Source organism: Mycobacterium sp. NGS57 (genome assembly GCF_059812405.1).
This window is the reverse complement of record NZ_JCALCP010000008.1, coordinates 285995-300938: the sequence shown is the minus strand read 5'-3', so window position 1 is coordinate 300938 and position 14944 is coordinate 285995. Positions and strand designations below refer to the sequence as shown.

The window sequence follows — 14944 nt, the reverse complement described above, 5'->3', positions numbered from 1 at the left end:
ACCCTACGGGCCGCCGTGCCAGACCGCCTCGACGTTGTTGCCCTCGGGGTCGCGCACGAACGCGCCGAAATAGCCGGGGTGGTATTCGGGCCGCGGAGTGGAGGCGCGCACCGCGCCTTCGTCCGCGGCGGTGAACGCGATGTGGTTTTTCCCGGTTGGGTCCCACGGCGGCCCCCTCGGATATCCAGAACGAGGCGTGGCCGTCGCACCCGTATCCGATGGCCCGGCCGAAGTCGAGCTGCCGTGACCCATCGTAAAAACGCCGCGATTTCGGGTAGTCGGCGCAGTTGATTCCGATGTGGTCAATCATCCGAAGATCCTGGCACGAGCCACCGACGCGGTCGTAGATTGTTTGAATGACTTACGACCTCATCATCCGCAACGGCACCATCGTCGACGGGCTGGGGGGCGAGCCGTACGTCGGGGACGTCGCGGTGCGGGACGGGGTCATCGCGGCGGTCGGGTCGGTGAACGGCCTGAATGGGGGGGCCGCCGCGCGGGAGATCGACGCCACCGGGCTGCTGGTCACGCCCGGGTTCGTCGACCTGCACACCCACTACGACGGACAGTCCATCTGGTCGGAGCGGCTGACCCCGTCGTCGGCGCACGGGGTGACCACGGTGGTGATGGGCAACTGCGGGGTGGGCTTCGCGCCGTGCCGCCAGGAAGACCACGACGTCCTGGTCGACGTGATGGCCGGCGTCGAGGACATCCCCGGCGTCGTCATGACCGACGGCCTGCCCTGGACCTGGGAGACCTTCCCCGAATACCTCGACGCGCTGGATGCGGGCCGGCGCGATATCGATGTGGCCGCCTACCTGCCGCACTCGCCGCTGCGGGTGTACGTGATGGGTCAACGCGGCGCCGACCGCGAGCCGGCCACCGCCGAGGACCTCGCCAGGATGCGAGCGCTGGCCAAGGAGGCGATCGAGGCCGGCGCGCTGGGTTTCGCGTCCTCGCGGCTGACGATCCACAAGACCGAGAGCGGCTCGCCGATCCCGAGCTACGACGCCGCGCGCGAGGAGATCGAACAGATCGCGCGGGGCGTCGTCGACGCCGGCGGGGGCCTGCTGCAGTTCGTGCCCGACATTCCCTCGGGCGGCTACCAGCCCGTGCTGCAGACGGTGTTCGACGTGGCCGACGAGGTCGGCCTCCCGGTGACGTTCACCCTGGTCGTCGCCAACGCCGGGGACCCGACCTGGCCGGACGCCATCACGATGATCGAGAAGGCCAATGCGGCCGGTGACGGCGACATCCGCGTCACCGCGCAGCTGCTGCCGCGCCCGATCGGGCTGATCATCGGGTTGCAGCTGACCGCCAACCCGTTCGTGCTCTACCCCAGCTACCGCGAGATCGCGCACCTGCCGCTGGCCGAGCGGGTGGCCGAGATGCGCAAGCCGGAGGTCCGCGCCCGCATCCTCGCCGACAAGCCCGGCGCCGGGCACCCGATCCTGTACGTGGCGCAGATGTGGGACTGGATCTTCCCGCTCGGCGACACCCCCGACTACGAGCCCGACCCGTCGACCAGCGTCGGCGCGCGCGCCCGCGCCCGCGGGGTGGACCCGATGGAGGAGGCCTACGACCGGCTGCTCGACGACGACGGCCACGCCATGCTGCTGGTGGCCACCAGCAACCTGCAGGGCGACTCGCTGGACACCGTCGGCGAGCTGCTGCACCGCGAGGACGTGGTGCTCGGCCTCGGCGACGGCGGCGCCCACTACGGGATGATCTGCGACGCGAGCTACTCGACGTACTTCCTGGCCCACTGGGCGCGCGACCGCAAGTCCGGGCGGTTCACCGTGCCCGAAGCCGTGCGCGAACTCACGTCGGTGCCGGCGCGGGTGTCCGGGCTGGGCGACCGCGGCCGCATCGCGGTCGGCTACAAGGCCGACCTCAACGTCATCGACCACGCCGGGCTGCGGCTGCACAAGCCGGTCATCACCCATGACCTCCCCGCCGGGGGGCGGCGCCTGGACCAGACCGCCGACGGTTATGTCGCCACGATCGTGTCCGGCGAAATAATTGCTGAAAATGGCGTTCCCACGGAGGCTCGGCCCGGGAAGTTGGTCCGCGGACGAAAGCCCACCCCGGTACCTGCTCGATAACGCCACGAAGGGCGCCCTATCCCGGTTAAGTTGGGTTAGTGACGAGCCCGCATTTTGCGTGGTTGCCGCCAGAAATCAACTCGGCACTAATCTTCGCCGGACCCGGGGCGGCGCCATTGCTTGCTGCGGCCCAAGCATGGGACGGGTTGGCCGGGGACCTGGCTTCGTCGGCGTCGTCGTTCTTCTCGGTGACGAACGATCTGGCCAACGGTTCGTGGCAGGGCCCGTCGGCGGCGGCGATGATGACCGTCGCGACCCAGTATGTGAGCTGGCTCAGCGCGGCGGCCGCCCAGGCCGAGGCGGCGTCGAGCCAGGCCTCGGCCATCGCGGCCGCGTTCGAGACCGCGGTGGCGGCGACCGTTCAGCCTGCGGTGGTGGCGGCGAACCGCGCCCTGGTGCAGGCCTTGGCGTCCACCAACTGGTTCGGCTTCAACATTCCGGCGATCATGGACACCGAAGCCGCCTACGAGCAAATGTGGGCCGCGGACGTGGCGGCGATGTTGGGCTACCACGCCGACGCGTCGATGGCCGCCTCGCAATTGGCGCCCTGGCAACAGGTTCTGCAGAAATTGGGCATCTCGTTCAACAATGGCCAACTCAGTCTCAGCCCCGGAACCTCGAGTAGCACTAACACCAACCTCGGTTTCGGTAATAGCGGCAGCCAAAACCTCGGTTCCGGAAATTCGGGGAACAACAATATCGGTCTGGGCAACCTCGGCAACGGAAATATCGGCTTCGGCAATACCGGTCACAATGACTTCGGTATCGGGCTGACCGGCGATAATCAGTTCGGCTTCGGTGGTTTCAATTCGGGTACCGGCAACATCGGTTTATTCAATTCCGGTAACAATAACATCGGCTTTTTCAACTCGGGTAATGGAAACTTCGGAATCGGTAACGCGGGCAATTCCAATACCGGATTCTTGAACTCGGGATCGGTCAACGCCGGCTTCTTCAACAGCGGCGCCGGCAATACCGGCTTCTTCCAGGACAACTCGTTGACGGCGCAGGGCAGCGCGGAGTCCATGGTCAACTCCAGCCATTACGTGACGGGCGGAGTCGGCGCGGCAAACTTGAGCTCGAGCCTGCTCAACTCGGTCAACGCCTCGACCGGCGCACTGACTCCGGCGAGCGCGGCCCTGCTCAATCCGGGCAGCGCCTTCTCCGGCACGGCCGACGCCGGCGCCGTCGCGGCCGCGAGCGCCGGGGCGAGCCACGCGGGTTCCGGGGTCAGCGCCGCGAGCGGACCGACCCCCACCCCGCCGGCCCTGCGGACCACCACGGCCGGCCCGTCGGGCTTCTTCTCCGCCGCAGGCGGCTCCGCCAACGACTCCGGCTTCCGCGGCCAGGCCGGCACCCGGGAGCCGGGCATACCCAGTTCGGGCTTCTTCAACAAGGGCGAGCGCGGCCCCGATGTGCCCGAGCCGGGCTTCCGGCTGCCGGACCTGCCCGAGTAGCTCGCGCCGCCCTATCCTCGAATGATGCGCACCAAGAAGAAGGTCGACGTGGAGCGGCTGGCCGCGGCGCTGGCCGACTACCCGTTCGCGTATCTGATCACCGTCGACGACGGCTACCGCGTGCACACCGTGACGGTGGAACCGACGCTGCGCGAGGCGACCCTCGACGTCGGGCGCATCGGCGGCCGCACGCGCCAGAATCTGGCCTCGCGCCGCGACGTCACGCTGTTGTGGCCCCCGACCGAGCCCGGCGGCTACTCGCTGATCGTCGACGGCGAAGCCGAAGTGACGGGCCCGGAGGACCCGGCCGACGAGGCCGCGCGCCTGGGGGTGGTGCCCACCCGCGCGCTGCTGCACCGCGAGGCCGACTCCCCCAGCGCCGCCAAGGGGTGCCTGCACGACTGCGTGGTGTTCTCGCTGCCGGCCTAGCGGGTCGCCGCCATCGGCCTGGGGCACGCCGTACAGTCTCATCCGTGAGCCGCGTCGCACCGCTCGCTCCGCCGTGGAGCTCAGAAGATGCCACCGCCATCAACAGCTGGGGCCATCCGGACCGCAGCTACGAGCCGCTGCTTCTGGTGCGGTGCCTGCAGCGCCATCCGGCGCTGGCCTCCCGGCTGCGCAAGCTCGGTGAATCCCTTTATGTCGCAGCGCTTTTGCCGCCGCGGACGCGCACGATCGCGATTTTGCGCTGCTGCGCGCTGCTGGGCTGCGAGTACGAGTGGGGCGGGCAGGCCGCGTTCTGGGGTCCGATCGCCGGGGTCGGCGACGACGAGTGCGACGCGCTCGTCTTGGGTGGCCCCGACGACCCGCGCTGGGGGCCGGATGAGCGGGTCCTGATCGAGGCGGTGGACGAGCTGGAGCGCACCGGCTCGTGGTCGGAGCCGACCTGGGCGGCGCTGGGGCGCTTCCTCGACGACGAGCAGCGGATCGAGTTGCTCACGGCCGTCGGCTGGTACCGCACGATCTGCACGCTGTGCAACGCGCTCGCGCTGCCGGTGGAGGGCTGGATGCGGCGCTGGCCGTCAGGTCGCTGACCGGTCTCTTTTCAGGCCCGGGTGCTGACTTTTCAGTAGCGGCAGCAGCAGCCGTCGCGGCATGAACTGAAACAGCCTCGTGCTGAGCTGGCTGGGCAGCCCGGCGATGACCGTGCCACGGTCGTGCTCGAGCGCGTCGACCCCGATGCGCGCCACCTCGCGCGAGGGCTTCCACATGAACTTCGGGAAAGCGTCGGCGAAGTCCCGCTCGTTCATGCCCGCGCTGGTCAGGAACTCGGTGCGCACCGGCCCGGGGCACAGCAGCGCCACGGTCACCCCGGTGCCGGCGAGTTCGCCGCGCACGCCTTCGGTGTAGGTGTTCACGAACGCCTTGGTGGCGGAGTAGCCGGCCTGCCCGGGGAAGGGGTGGTAGCCGGCGGTGGAGCCGACGTTGAGGATCGCGCCGCGTCCGCGTGGCACCATCTGCTGGACCGCGCGGGTGGTCAGGTCGATGACGGCCTCGACGTTGACGCGCACCTGGGCGATCTCGTCGCCGAGGTTTGCTTTCGTCACCGCCCCGATGGTGCCGACGCCGGCGTTGTTGACCAGGATGTCGGCGGTCAGTCCGCGGCGGGCGACCTCGTCGAACAGCCCGGCGCGGGCGCCGGCGTCGGCGACGTCGCAGCCGATCACCTCGACGCGCACGCCGGCGGCGAGTTCGTCGGCCAGCTCGCGCAGCCGGTCCTCGCGGCGGGCGACGAGCGTGACGCCGTGGCCGCGGCCGGCGAGCTCGCGGGCGATGTCGGCGCCGATGCCCGACGATGCCCCGGTGACGATCGCGGTGCTGGTGGGAGAGTGCTGAGGTAGGGCCACGCGTCTACCCTAGGCCGCCGAGCGTGCGGCTGGACGCACGGCCGGCGCCGACCGTGCTGCTGGCTTCACACTCGGCAAAGCCGGACACGAAAAAGCCCGGCCCCCATAGGGACCGGGCTCTTTCGTGCTCAGACTTCTAGAAGTCCATGCCACCCATGCCACCGGTCGGGTCGCCCGCGGGAGCGGCCGCCTTCTCCGGCTTGTCGGCGACGACGGCCTCGGTCGTCAGGAACAGGCCCGCGATGGACGCGGCGTTCTGCAGCGCCGAGCGGGTCACCTTCACCGGGTCGGCAACGCCGGCCTTGAGCAGGTCCTCGTACACACCGGTGGCGGCGTTCAGGCCGGTACCGGCGGGCGAGTTGCTGACCTTCTCGGCCACCACGCCGGGCTCCAGCCCGGAGTTGAAGGCGATCTGCTTCAGCGGAGCCGACAGCGCCACGCGCACGATGTTGGCGCCGGTCGCCTCGTCACCGGTGAGCTTCAGCTCGTCCAGCGACGGGGAGGCGTGCAGCAGGGCGACGCCGCCGCCGGCGACGATGCCCTCCTCGACGGCCGCCTTGGCGTTGCGCACGGCGTCCTCGATGCGGTGCTTGCGCTCCTTGAGCTCCACCTCGGTGGCGGCCCCGGCCTTGATCACCGCAACACCGCCGGCCAGCTTGGCCAGGCGCTCCTGCAGCTTCTCGCGGTCGTAGTCGGAGTCGCTGTTCTCGATCTCGGCGCGGATCTGGGCCACCCGGCCGGCGATGGCGTCGGAGTCACCGGCGCCCTCGACGATGGTGGTCTCGTCCTTGGTGATGACCACCTTGCGGGCCTTGCCCAGCAGCGCGACGTCGGCGTTCTCCAGGGAGAGGCCCACCTCCTCGCTGATGACCTGACCACCGGTGAGGATGGCCATGTCCTGCAGCATCGCCTTGCGGCGGTCACCGAAGCCGGGGGCCTTGACGGCCACCGACTTGAAGGTGCCGCGGATCTTGTTGACGACCAGGGTGGACAGCGCCTCACCCTCGACGTCCTCGGCGATGATCAGCAGCGGCTTGCCGGCCTGGATGACCTTCTCCAGCAGCGGCAGCAGGTCCTTGACGGTCGAGACCTTGGAGCTGACCAGCAGGATGTACGGGTCCTCGAGGACGGCCTCCTGACGCTCGGCGTCGGTGACGAAGTAGCCCGAGATGTAGCCCTTGTCGAACCGCATGCCCTCGGTGAGCTCGAGCTGCAGGCCGAAGGTGTTGGACTCCTCGACGGTGATGACGCCCTCGTTGCCGACCTTGTCCATCGCCTCGGCGATCAAGTCGCCGATCGACTGGTCACCCGCGGAAATCGCGGCGGTGGCCGCGATCTGGTCCTTGGTCTCGACCTCCTTGGCCGACTTCAGCAGGGTCTCGGTGACCTTCTCGACGGCCTTCTCGATGCCGCGCTTCAGGCCCAGCGGGTTGGCCCCGGCGGCGACGTTGCGCAGCCCTTCGCGCACCAGCGCCTGGGCCAGCACCGTGGCCGTCGTCGTGCCGTCACCGGCGACGTCGTCGGTCTTCTTGGCGACCTCCTTGACCAGCTCGGCGCCGATCTTCTCGTACGGGTCCTCCAGCTCGATCTCCTTGGCGATGGACACACCATCGTTGGTGATCGTGGGGGCGCCCCACTTCTTCTCCAGGACGACGTTGCGGCCCTTGGGGCCCAGCGTCACCTTTACCGCGTCGGCGAGGCTGTTCAGGCCCCGCTCGAGGCCGCGACGGGCCTCCTCGTCGTACGCAATTGTCTTGGCCATTGCGAAGTGATTCCTCCGGATCGGGAATGAAACAGGGGTCAGTCACCCCGTTACTTACGCTGGCCGGGCGCAGTGCCCGCGACGGACGACCAGGCTGGTCTCACCGTCCCGACCTAGCACTCGCCGGTCGCGAGTGCCAACGTCATTCTTAGCACTCGCCTATGCCGAGTGCAAGAACGGCCGGTGCGCTCGGCAGGGCCACACTGGAGTCATGTCCCTCGCCGTTCCGCCCTACCCGCCGCCCCGCTACACCAAGGACGAACCCGAAGTCAGCGCCTGGCTCAAGCGAGCCGACGAGGCCCCCGACTACGAAACCTCCGGCACCAAGTACCACTACCTGGCCAATCAGCAGGCCACCGACGGCGACTACGGCCTGTACCGGGTGGACATCGCGCCGGCCGGCGGCGGGCCGGGACCGCACTTTCACCGCGCCATGTCCGAGGCGTTCTTCGTCCTGTCCGGAACGATGAAGCTCTACGACGGCACCCAGTGGGCCGACGGCCACCAGGGCGACTTCCTCTATGTCCCACCCGGCGGCGTCCACGGCTTCCGCAACGAGGCCGACGAACCGGCGTCGATCCTGATGCTGTTCGCGCCCGGCGCACCGCGCGAGACGTACTTCGAGGGCTTCGCGTCGCTGGCGGACATGACCGACGACGAACGCCGGGAGTGGTTCGTCCGCCACGACAACTACTGGATCCAGTAGGCGCACAATGGCCGGGTGCGTTCAGTCGAAGAGCATCAGCGAGTCGTAGCCGAGATGATCCGCGCCCGCCCGGCGGTCGCGGTCCCGCTGATGCAGGCCCAGGGGCGGGCGTTGGCCGACGACGTGGTCGCGCCGCTGGCGCTGCCGGTTTTCGACAACTCCGCGATGGACGGCTACGCGGTACGCGCCGAGGACACGACCGACGCCACGCGCGACCACCCGGTGGTGTTGCCCGTCGCCGAGGACATCCCCGCCGGGCGCACCGACGAGCTGACGCTGCAGCCGAAAACGGCGCACCGCATCATGACCGGCGCGCCGCTGCCGGCCGGCGCGACGGCCGTCGTCCCCGTCGAGGACACCGACGGCGGTGTGGACGAGGTGGCGATCCTGGCGCCCCGCGGACCGGGGAAGCACATCCGGCGCGCCGGCGAGGACGTCGCGCCGGGCACCACCGTGCTGCGCAAGGGCCAGGTGGTGACCCCGGCCGTGCTGGGTCTGGCGGCGGCGCTGGGAATGGCGCAGCTGCCGGTGGTTCCGCGCCAGCGGGTGCTGGTGGTCTCGACCGGCTCGGAGCTGGTGAGGCCGGGCGAGCCGCTGCGGCCCGGACAGATCTACGAGTCGAACTCGATCATGCTGGCCGGGGCGGTGCGCGAGGCCGGCGCCGAGGTGATCGCGGTGGCGACCGCCGAAGACGATGTGGCGCAGTTCAGTTCGCTGCTGGACCGCTACGCCGCCGACTGCGACGTGATCATCACCAGCGGCGGCGTCAGCGCCGGGGCCTACGAGGTCGTCAAGGACGCCTTCGGCCGCGAGGGCGACCAGGGGGTGGAGTTCGTGAAGGTGGCGATGCAACCCGGCATGCCGCAGGGCATCGGGAGGGTGGCCGGCGCCACGATCGTCACCCTGCCCGGCAACCCGGTCAGCGCGTTGGTCTCCTTCGAGGTGTTCCTGCGCCCCGCGCTGCGCCGGGCCATGGGCCTGCCTGATCCGGAGCGTCCGCACCGGCCCGCGGTGCTCGCCGAATCGCTGACCTCGCCGGGCGGCAAGCGCCAGTTCCGGCGGGCGTTACTCGACCTCGACGAAGACGGGACAGCCAGCGTCACCAGCTACGGGCCGCCGGCGTCGCACCATCTGCGGTGGCTGGCGTCGGCGAACGCGCTGCTGGACATACCCGAAGACGTCGTCGAGGTGCCGGAGGGAACCGAACTGCAGGTCTGGGACCTCACCTAACCGGCGGGGCTGCCCGCCACGTCGCGGTGGAACTCGTCGGCCTTGTCGAACGCGCCCGTGCGGCGGATGGCGAGCGCGGCCACGCACATCATCACCGGAATCGTGACCAGCGCCGCCGACAGCCCAACCCATCCGGCCAGATGCCCGATCAGCGGCGGGCCGAGCAGGTAGCCCACCCAGCCGGTCGCGGCGACGATCGCGATCGCCGACCCCGCGCCGCTCGCCGAGTAGGCCGCGCTGAACGCCGTCGGCACCAGCAGCGCCACCCCGGCCCCCAGGCCCGCGAACCCGACGACGCTCACCACGGGGTCGGCCGTCGCCAGCGTCACGCTCATGGCGACCACGGCGAGCAGCGCGAGCGCCGGCAGCAACGCGCGGCTGGAGACCCGCGCGTGCAGCCGCGCGGCGCCGAACCGCGTCACGACCATCGTCAGCGTGTAGGCCACGTAGCTCAGGGCGGCGACGCCGGGGCCGGCGCCGACGACGTTGCGTACGTAATTGGCCGACCAGTCGGTGGCGGCGCCCTCGCACAGGAAGGACGCAAACGCCACGGCCGCAAGGATTCCCACGGTCTTCGACTTCCAGGCCATCCAGGGCCGCCCCGGTTGGCCGGGGTCGGTCCCGGCCGCGTCGTCGGGGATCAGGCGCCGGGTCAGCGCTGCCACAACGAGCAGGACCGCGGCCCCGAGGACCGTCAACTGCGCCAGCAGGCCGACGCCCGCGCCGACGCACGCCGCGCCGATCAGGGCGCCCAGCAACGCGCCGACGCTCCACATGCCGTGGAAGCGGGCCATGATCGGCGTGCGGCCCAGCCGCTCGACCGCGGCGGCCTGGGTGTTCATCGCGACGTCCAGGCCGCCCTGGAAGAAGCCCCACAGCGCCAGCGCCGCGAACAGCCAGGCCCCCGACGCGGCCAGCCCGACCGTCGTGCCCGCGGCCGCGTAGCCGGCCATCGTGAGCGGTACCAGCCTGCGGCTGCCCCAGCGCGGCAGCGCCCAGTGGGCGAACGCCGTGGCCGCGACCGAGCCCAGCGGCGCCCCGAACAAGGCCGTGCCCAGGGCCGCGTCGGACAGGCCCAGTTCGGTCTTGACCCGCGGGATGTGGGCGGCCCACGAGGAGAACGCCACGGCGTGGGCGACGAAGGCGGCGGTGACACCGATCTTCGCGCGGCGCAGTCGGGTCGCGCGTCCGTCGTCTGAAGGCATGTCCCCCGCATCGTTCCCCGTGCGCGCCGATGCGAACCACCGGGGCTCAGTAAGCTGGCCGCGTGGCAAGACGCCCCCGCACCGTCGCCCCGACCGCCGAGGACCCGGCCTTCAGCCCCCAGCACGCGTTGGAGTTGGTGCGCTCCGCCGTTCCGCCCGTGCATCCGGCCGGCCGCCCGTTCATCGCCGCCGGCCTGGTCACCGCGCTGGCCGGACGCAACCACCGCTGGCTGCGCCGGGCCGGCCTGCTGGCCGCCGGCGCCTGCGCGGGGTTCTTCCGTCATCCCCCGCGGGTGCCGCCCACCCGGCCCGGCGCCGTGGTCGCGCCGGCCGACGGGGAGATCTGCGTGATCGACGCGGCCGCCCCACCCGCCGAGCTCGGCATGGGCGAGGCGCCGCTGCCGCGGGTCAGCATCTTCCTGTCGCTGCTGGACGCGCACGTGCAGCGGGCCCCGGTCAGCGGCGAGGTGATCGCCGTGCACCACCGGCCGGGCCGCTTCGGCTCGGCCGACCTGCCCGCGGCGAGCACCGACAACGAGCGCACCAGCCTGCGGCTGCGCACCGACACCGGCGCCGAGGTGGTGGCCGTGCAGGTCGCGGGGCTGCTGGCGCGCCGCATCGTCTGCGACGCCCGCGCCGGGGACAAGTTGTCGATCGGCGACACCTACGGCCTGATCCGGTTCGGCTCCCGGCTGGACACCTACCTGCCGCCCGGGACCGAACCGCTGGTGAAGGTGGGCCAGCGCGCCGTCGCCGGCGAGACCGTCCTGGCCGAACTGCCATGATCAGCAGGCCCCGCGGGCGGGCGATGAACCTACAGATCCTGCCGAGCGCGATGACGGTGCTGTCCATCTGCGCGGGACTGACCTCGATCCGGTTCGCGCTGCAGCACCAGCCGGTGCCCGCGATGGCGCTGATCGTGGCGGCGGCCATCCTGGACGGGCTCGACGGCCGGGTGGCCCGCATGCTAGACGCGCAGACGCGCATGGGGGCAGAGATCGACTCGCTGGCCGACGCCGTGAATTTCGGGGTGACGCCCGCGCTGGTGCTCTACGTGTCGATGCTGTCGAAGTGGCCGATCGGCTGGGCGGTGGTGCTGTTCTACGCGGTGTGCGTCGTGCTGCGCCTGGCGCGCTACAACGCGCTGCAGGCCGACGGGACGCTGCCGCCCTACACGCACGAATTCTTCGTCGGGATGCCCGCGCCCGCGGGCGCGGTCTCGATGATCGGCCTGATGGGGCTCAAGCTGCAGTTCGGTGAGGGCTGGTGGACCTCGGTGTGGTTTTTGTGCATCTGGGTGACCGGGACCGCCATGCTGATGGTCAGCGGGATCCCGATGCGCAAGATGCACACCGTGCGGGTGGCGCCGAACTACGCCACCGCCGTGCTGCTGGTGCTGGTGCTCTTTGCCGCCGCCGCGGTGTTGCAGCCATTCATCACCATCTGGGTGATCATCATCGCCTACCTGTGCCACGTGCCGTTTGCGATCCACACCAAACGCTGGCTCGACAAGCACCCCGAGGTGTGGGACGACCAGCCCAAGCAGCGGCGCGCGGTGCGGCGCGCGAACCGCCGGGCGCAGCCCAACCGGCGGTCGATGACGCGGCTGGGGCTGCGGAAGCCGAGCGGGCGCCTGAGATGATGCCCGGCCCCGGTGCGGCGCGTCAGCTCACCCTCACCGCCCGGCTGAACACCTCCGCCGTCGACTCGCGCCGTGGCGTGGTTCGCCTACATCCGAATGCCGTTGCGGCGCTTGGGATCCGGGAGTGGGACGCGGTGTCGCTGACCGGGTCGCGGACCACGGCGGCGGTCGCGGGCCTGTCCGGCCCGGACACGCCGGTCGGCACGGTGCTGCTCGACGACGTGACGCTGTCCAACGCCGGGCTGCGGGAGGGCACCGCGGTGATCGTCACCGCGGTCACGGTCTATGGCGCGCGGTCGGTGACGCTGTCCGGCTCGGCGATGGCCGCCACCTCGCTGACGCCGGTCGCGCTGCGGCAGGCGTTGCTGGGCAAGGTGATGACGGTCGGCGACGCGGTGTCGCTGCTGCCCCGCGACCTGGGGCCCGGCACGTCCACCTCAGAGGCCACCCGGGCGCTTGCCGCGGCCGTCGGGATCAGCTGGACCTCCGAGCTGTTGACCGTCACGGGCGTCGACCCCGACGGGCCGGTCAGCGTGCAGCCGAACTCGTTGGTCACCTGGGGAACCGGGGCGGCGGTGTCGTCGCGCGAACAACTGACCACCGGCGCCCCGGACGTCCTCGTCGAGGAGCTCAAGGGCTCGCAACCACAGGCCGCCAAGCTCGCCGAATGGCTCAAGCTCGCGCTCGACGAGCCCCACCTGCTGCAGACCCTCGGCGCCGGCACCAACCTCGGGGTGCTGGTGTCGGGGCCGCCCGGCGTGGGCAAGGTGACGCTGGTGCGGGCGGTGTGCGACGGCCGCCGGGTCATCGAACTGGACGGCCCCGAAGCCGGCGCGCTGGCCGCCGACGACCGTCTGAAGACGGTGGCCACGGCGGTGCAGCGCGTGCGCGACGGCGGCGGCGTCCTGCTGATCGCCGACGCCGACGCCCTGCTGCCGGCCGACGCGGAACCGGTGGCCGCCCTGATCCTGGGCGAGCTGCGCGCCGCCGTCGCGACCGGCGGCGTCGCCCTGATCGCCACCTCGGCACGACCCGACCAGCTCGACGCGCGGCTGCGGGCACCCGATTTGTGCGACCGCGAGCTGGGCCTGCCGCTGCCCGACGCCGCCACCCGCAAGGCGCTGCTGGAGGCGCTGCTCAAGCCGGTTCCCGCCGGCGATCTCGACCTCGACGAAATCGCCGGGCGCACGCCGGGTTTCGTCGTCGCCGACCTCGCCGCCCTGGTGCGCGAGGCCGCGCTGCGGGCGGCCTCGCGGGCCAGCGCCGACGGCCGGCCGCCGAAGCTGAACCAGAACGACCTCGCCGGCGCGCTCAGCGTCATCCGGCCGCTGTCGCGTTCGGCCGGCGAGGAGATCACGGTCGGTAACGTGACTCTGGACGACGTCGGCGACATGGCCGAGGCCCGCCAGGCGCTGACCGAGGCGGTGTTGTGGCCGCTGCAGCACCCCGACACCTTCGCGAGGCTCGGCGTCGATCCCCCGCGCGGGGTGCTGCTGTACGGCCCGCCGGGCTGCGGCAAGACGTTCGTGGTCCGCGCCCTGGCCAGCACCGGGCAGCTGAGCGTGCACGCCGTCAAGGGCTCCGAACTGATGGACAAGTGGGTGGGCAGCTCGGAAAAGGCTGTGCGAGAACTGTTTCGGCGGGCCCGGGACTCGGCCCCGTCGCTGGTGTTCCTCGACGAGGTGGACGCGCTGGCCCCGCGGCGCGGGCAGAGCTTCGACTCCGGCGTGACCGACCGGGTGGTGGCCGCGCTGCTGACCGAGCTGGACGGGATCGACCCGCTGCGTGACGTCGTGGTGCTGGGCGCCACCAACCGGCCCGACCTGATCGACCCGGCGCTGCTGCGCCCCGGCCGGCTGGAGCGGTTGGTGTTCGTCGAGCCGCCCGACGCCGCGGCCCGCGGCGAAATCCTGCGCACGGCGGGCAAATCCATTCCGTTGAGCGCCGACGTCGACCTCGACGGGGTGGCCGCCGGCCTGGAGGGCTACAGCGCCGCCGACTGCGTGGCGCTGCTGCGGGAGGCCGCGCTGACCGCCATGCGGCGCTCCCTCGACGCCACCGACGTGACGGCCGCCGACCTCGACGCGGCCCGCGCGGCGGTGCGCCCGTCGCTGGACCCCGCGCAGGTGGAGTCGTTACGCGCGTTCGCCGAATCGGGATAGCGCCGCTCACGGCTCCGGCAGCGGCGACCAGTCTGCCGAAAGCCGCGAACTGAACCGCGGCGGCCGGCGGTCCAGGAACGCGCTGACCCCCTCGCGGGCGTCGGCGGTGCCCATCACCCGTTGGTGCAGCAGGGTTTCCAGCGACGCGACCTGTCGCGGGCTGTAGTTGTTGATCGCGGCGTCCCACAGCAGCCGCTTGCACAGCGCCGCGGACATCGGGGCCACGTGGGCCGCGATGTCGCGCGCCATCTCCAGCGCGTGGCCGAGCACCCGCTCGGCGGGCAGCGCCCGGTTGGCGACGCCGAGCGTCACCGCCTCGCCGCCGCTGAAGGTGCGCCCGGTGAGCAGCAGCTCGGCGGCCACCCCCAGGGTGGCCAGATGCGTCAGGGTCCAGTGCGACATGCAGTCCGGGATCACCCCCCGGCGCACCTGCACCACACCGTATTTCGCGTCCTCGGCCACGATGCGGATGTCGGCCTGCAGGGCGATGGTCAGCCCGATGCCGATGGCGTGCCCGTTGAGCGCGGCGATCACCGGTTTGCGCAACTCGAAGGCGGCCGGGTCGATCGGCGACGCGGAGAACGCGCTGTCGCCGGCCGGGGCGTCGAACGGCGAGATGTTGCCCGAGAAGTCCGCACCGGCGCAGAAGGCACGGCCCGCCCCGGTGACCACCACAGCGCGGACGTCGTCGTCCGCGTCGCAGTCCCGGTACGCCCGGCTCAGCAAGCGGCCCATCTCGGCGGTGTAGGCGTTGAGGTGGTCGGGGCGGTTCAGCGTCAGCACCGCCACACCCTCGTCGATCTCGATCGTCAGGTCGGCACTCATCGC

Annotated in this window: 13 protein-coding genes and 1 pseudogene; 9 read left to right on the top strand and 5 right to left on the bottom strand. The window is 71.2% G+C overall.

Going from position 1 to position 14944, the window contains the following annotated elements:
* Positions 1–3: 3 nt before the first annotated feature.
* Positions 4–310: pseudogene (locus AC5Y43_RS17470) on the bottom strand (VOC family protein).
* Positions 311–356: 46 nt separating this feature from the next.
* Here AC5Y43_RS17470 and AC5Y43_RS17465 point away from each other — a divergent pair.
* From AC5Y43_RS17465 to AC5Y43_RS17450, 4 genes are read left to right on the top strand one after another with little or no spacing between them, the layout of a single operon-like run.
* Positions 357–2105, top strand: coding sequence for an N-acyl-D-amino-acid deacylase family protein (locus tag AC5Y43_RS17465; protein ID WP_499974457.1), 1749 nt, complete (start codon positions 357–359; stop codon positions 2103–2105).
* A gap of 38 nt (positions 2106–2143) precedes the next feature.
* Complete coding sequence (locus AC5Y43_RS17460) at positions 2144–3562, top strand: PPE family protein (RefSeq protein ID WP_499974454.1); 1419 nt, start codon at positions 2144–2146, stop codon at positions 3560–3562.
* Between the two features lie 24 nt (positions 3563–3586).
* Positions 3587–3991, top strand: a complete 405-nt coding sequence (locus tag AC5Y43_RS17455) for a pyridoxamine 5'-phosphate oxidase family protein (protein ID WP_499974451.1) — start codon at positions 3587–3589, stop codon at positions 3989–3991.
* A gap of 44 nt (positions 3992–4035) precedes the next feature.
* A complete protein-coding gene (locus tag AC5Y43_RS17450; protein WP_499974447.1) occupies positions 4036–4596 on the top strand; it encodes a carboxymuconolactone decarboxylase family protein in 561 nt (186 codons plus the stop codon).
* Here the strand turns inward: AC5Y43_RS17450 and AC5Y43_RS17445 are convergent.
* Positions 4585–5409 (bottom strand): SDR family NAD(P)-dependent oxidoreductase, encoded by an 825-nt coding sequence (locus AC5Y43_RS17445; protein WP_499974443.1) that lies wholly within the window; start codon positions 5407–5409, stop codon positions 4585–4587. The genes AC5Y43_RS17450 and AC5Y43_RS17445 overlap by 12 nt on opposite strands.
* Positions 5410–5545: 136 nt before the next feature.
* Entirely contained in the window at positions 5546–7171 is a 1626-nt protein-coding gene (groL, locus tag AC5Y43_RS17440) for a chaperonin GroEL (RefSeq protein ID WP_499974440.1), read from the bottom strand.
* 211 nt (positions 7172–7382) lie between these two features.
* Here groL and AC5Y43_RS17435 point away from each other — a divergent pair, with 211 nt between their 5' ends.
* A complete protein-coding gene (locus tag AC5Y43_RS17435) occupies positions 7383–7877 on the top strand; it encodes a cupin domain-containing protein (RefSeq protein WP_499974439.1) in 495 nt (164 codons plus the stop codon).
* Positions 7878–7892: 15 nt separating this feature from the next.
* Entirely contained in the window at positions 7893–9107 is a 1215-nt protein-coding gene (gene moeA / locus AC5Y43_RS17430) for a molybdopterin molybdotransferase MoeA (RefSeq protein ID WP_499974438.1), read from the top strand.
* On the opposite strand, the gene AC5Y43_RS17425 is transcribed toward moeA, so the two are convergent.
* Positions 9104–10312 carry an MFS transporter gene (locus AC5Y43_RS17425; protein ID WP_499974436.1) on the bottom strand — a complete coding sequence of 403 codons (1209 nt, stop codon included), beginning with the start codon at positions 10310–10312 and terminating at the stop codon, positions 9104–9106. The genes moeA and AC5Y43_RS17425 overlap by 4 nt on opposite strands.
* Positions 10313–10374: 62 nt before the next feature.
* Here AC5Y43_RS17425 and AC5Y43_RS17420 point away from each other — a divergent pair, with 62 nt between their 5' ends.
* From AC5Y43_RS17420 to AC5Y43_RS17410, 3 genes are read left to right on the top strand one after another with little or no spacing between them, the layout of a single operon-like run.
* Complete coding sequence (locus AC5Y43_RS17420; protein ID WP_499974433.1) at positions 10375–11097, top strand: phosphatidylserine decarboxylase; 723 nt, start codon at positions 10375–10377, stop codon at positions 11095–11097.
* Positions 11094–11954: a CDP-diacylglycerol--serine O-phosphatidyltransferase gene (gene pssA / locus AC5Y43_RS17415; RefSeq protein WP_499974431.1), complete on the top strand. Its 861-nt coding sequence runs from the start codon at positions 11094–11096 to the stop codon at positions 11952–11954. The genes AC5Y43_RS17420 and pssA overlap by 4 nt, the downstream gene beginning before the upstream one ends.
* Positions 11954–14116 carry an AAA family ATPase gene (locus AC5Y43_RS17410; protein ID WP_499974562.1) on the top strand — a complete coding sequence of 721 codons (2163 nt, stop codon included), beginning with the start codon at positions 11954–11956 and terminating at the stop codon, positions 14114–14116. The genes pssA and AC5Y43_RS17410 overlap by 1 nt, the downstream gene beginning before the upstream one ends.
* A 6-nt stretch (positions 14117–14122) precedes the next feature.
* Here the strand turns inward: AC5Y43_RS17410 and AC5Y43_RS17405 are convergent, their stop codons facing one another.
* Positions 14123–14941 carry an enoyl-CoA hydratase-related protein gene (locus AC5Y43_RS17405; protein WP_499974429.1) on the bottom strand — a complete coding sequence of 273 codons (819 nt, stop codon included), beginning with the start codon at positions 14939–14941 and terminating at the stop codon, positions 14123–14125.
* Positions 14942–14944: the final 3 nt, after the last annotated feature.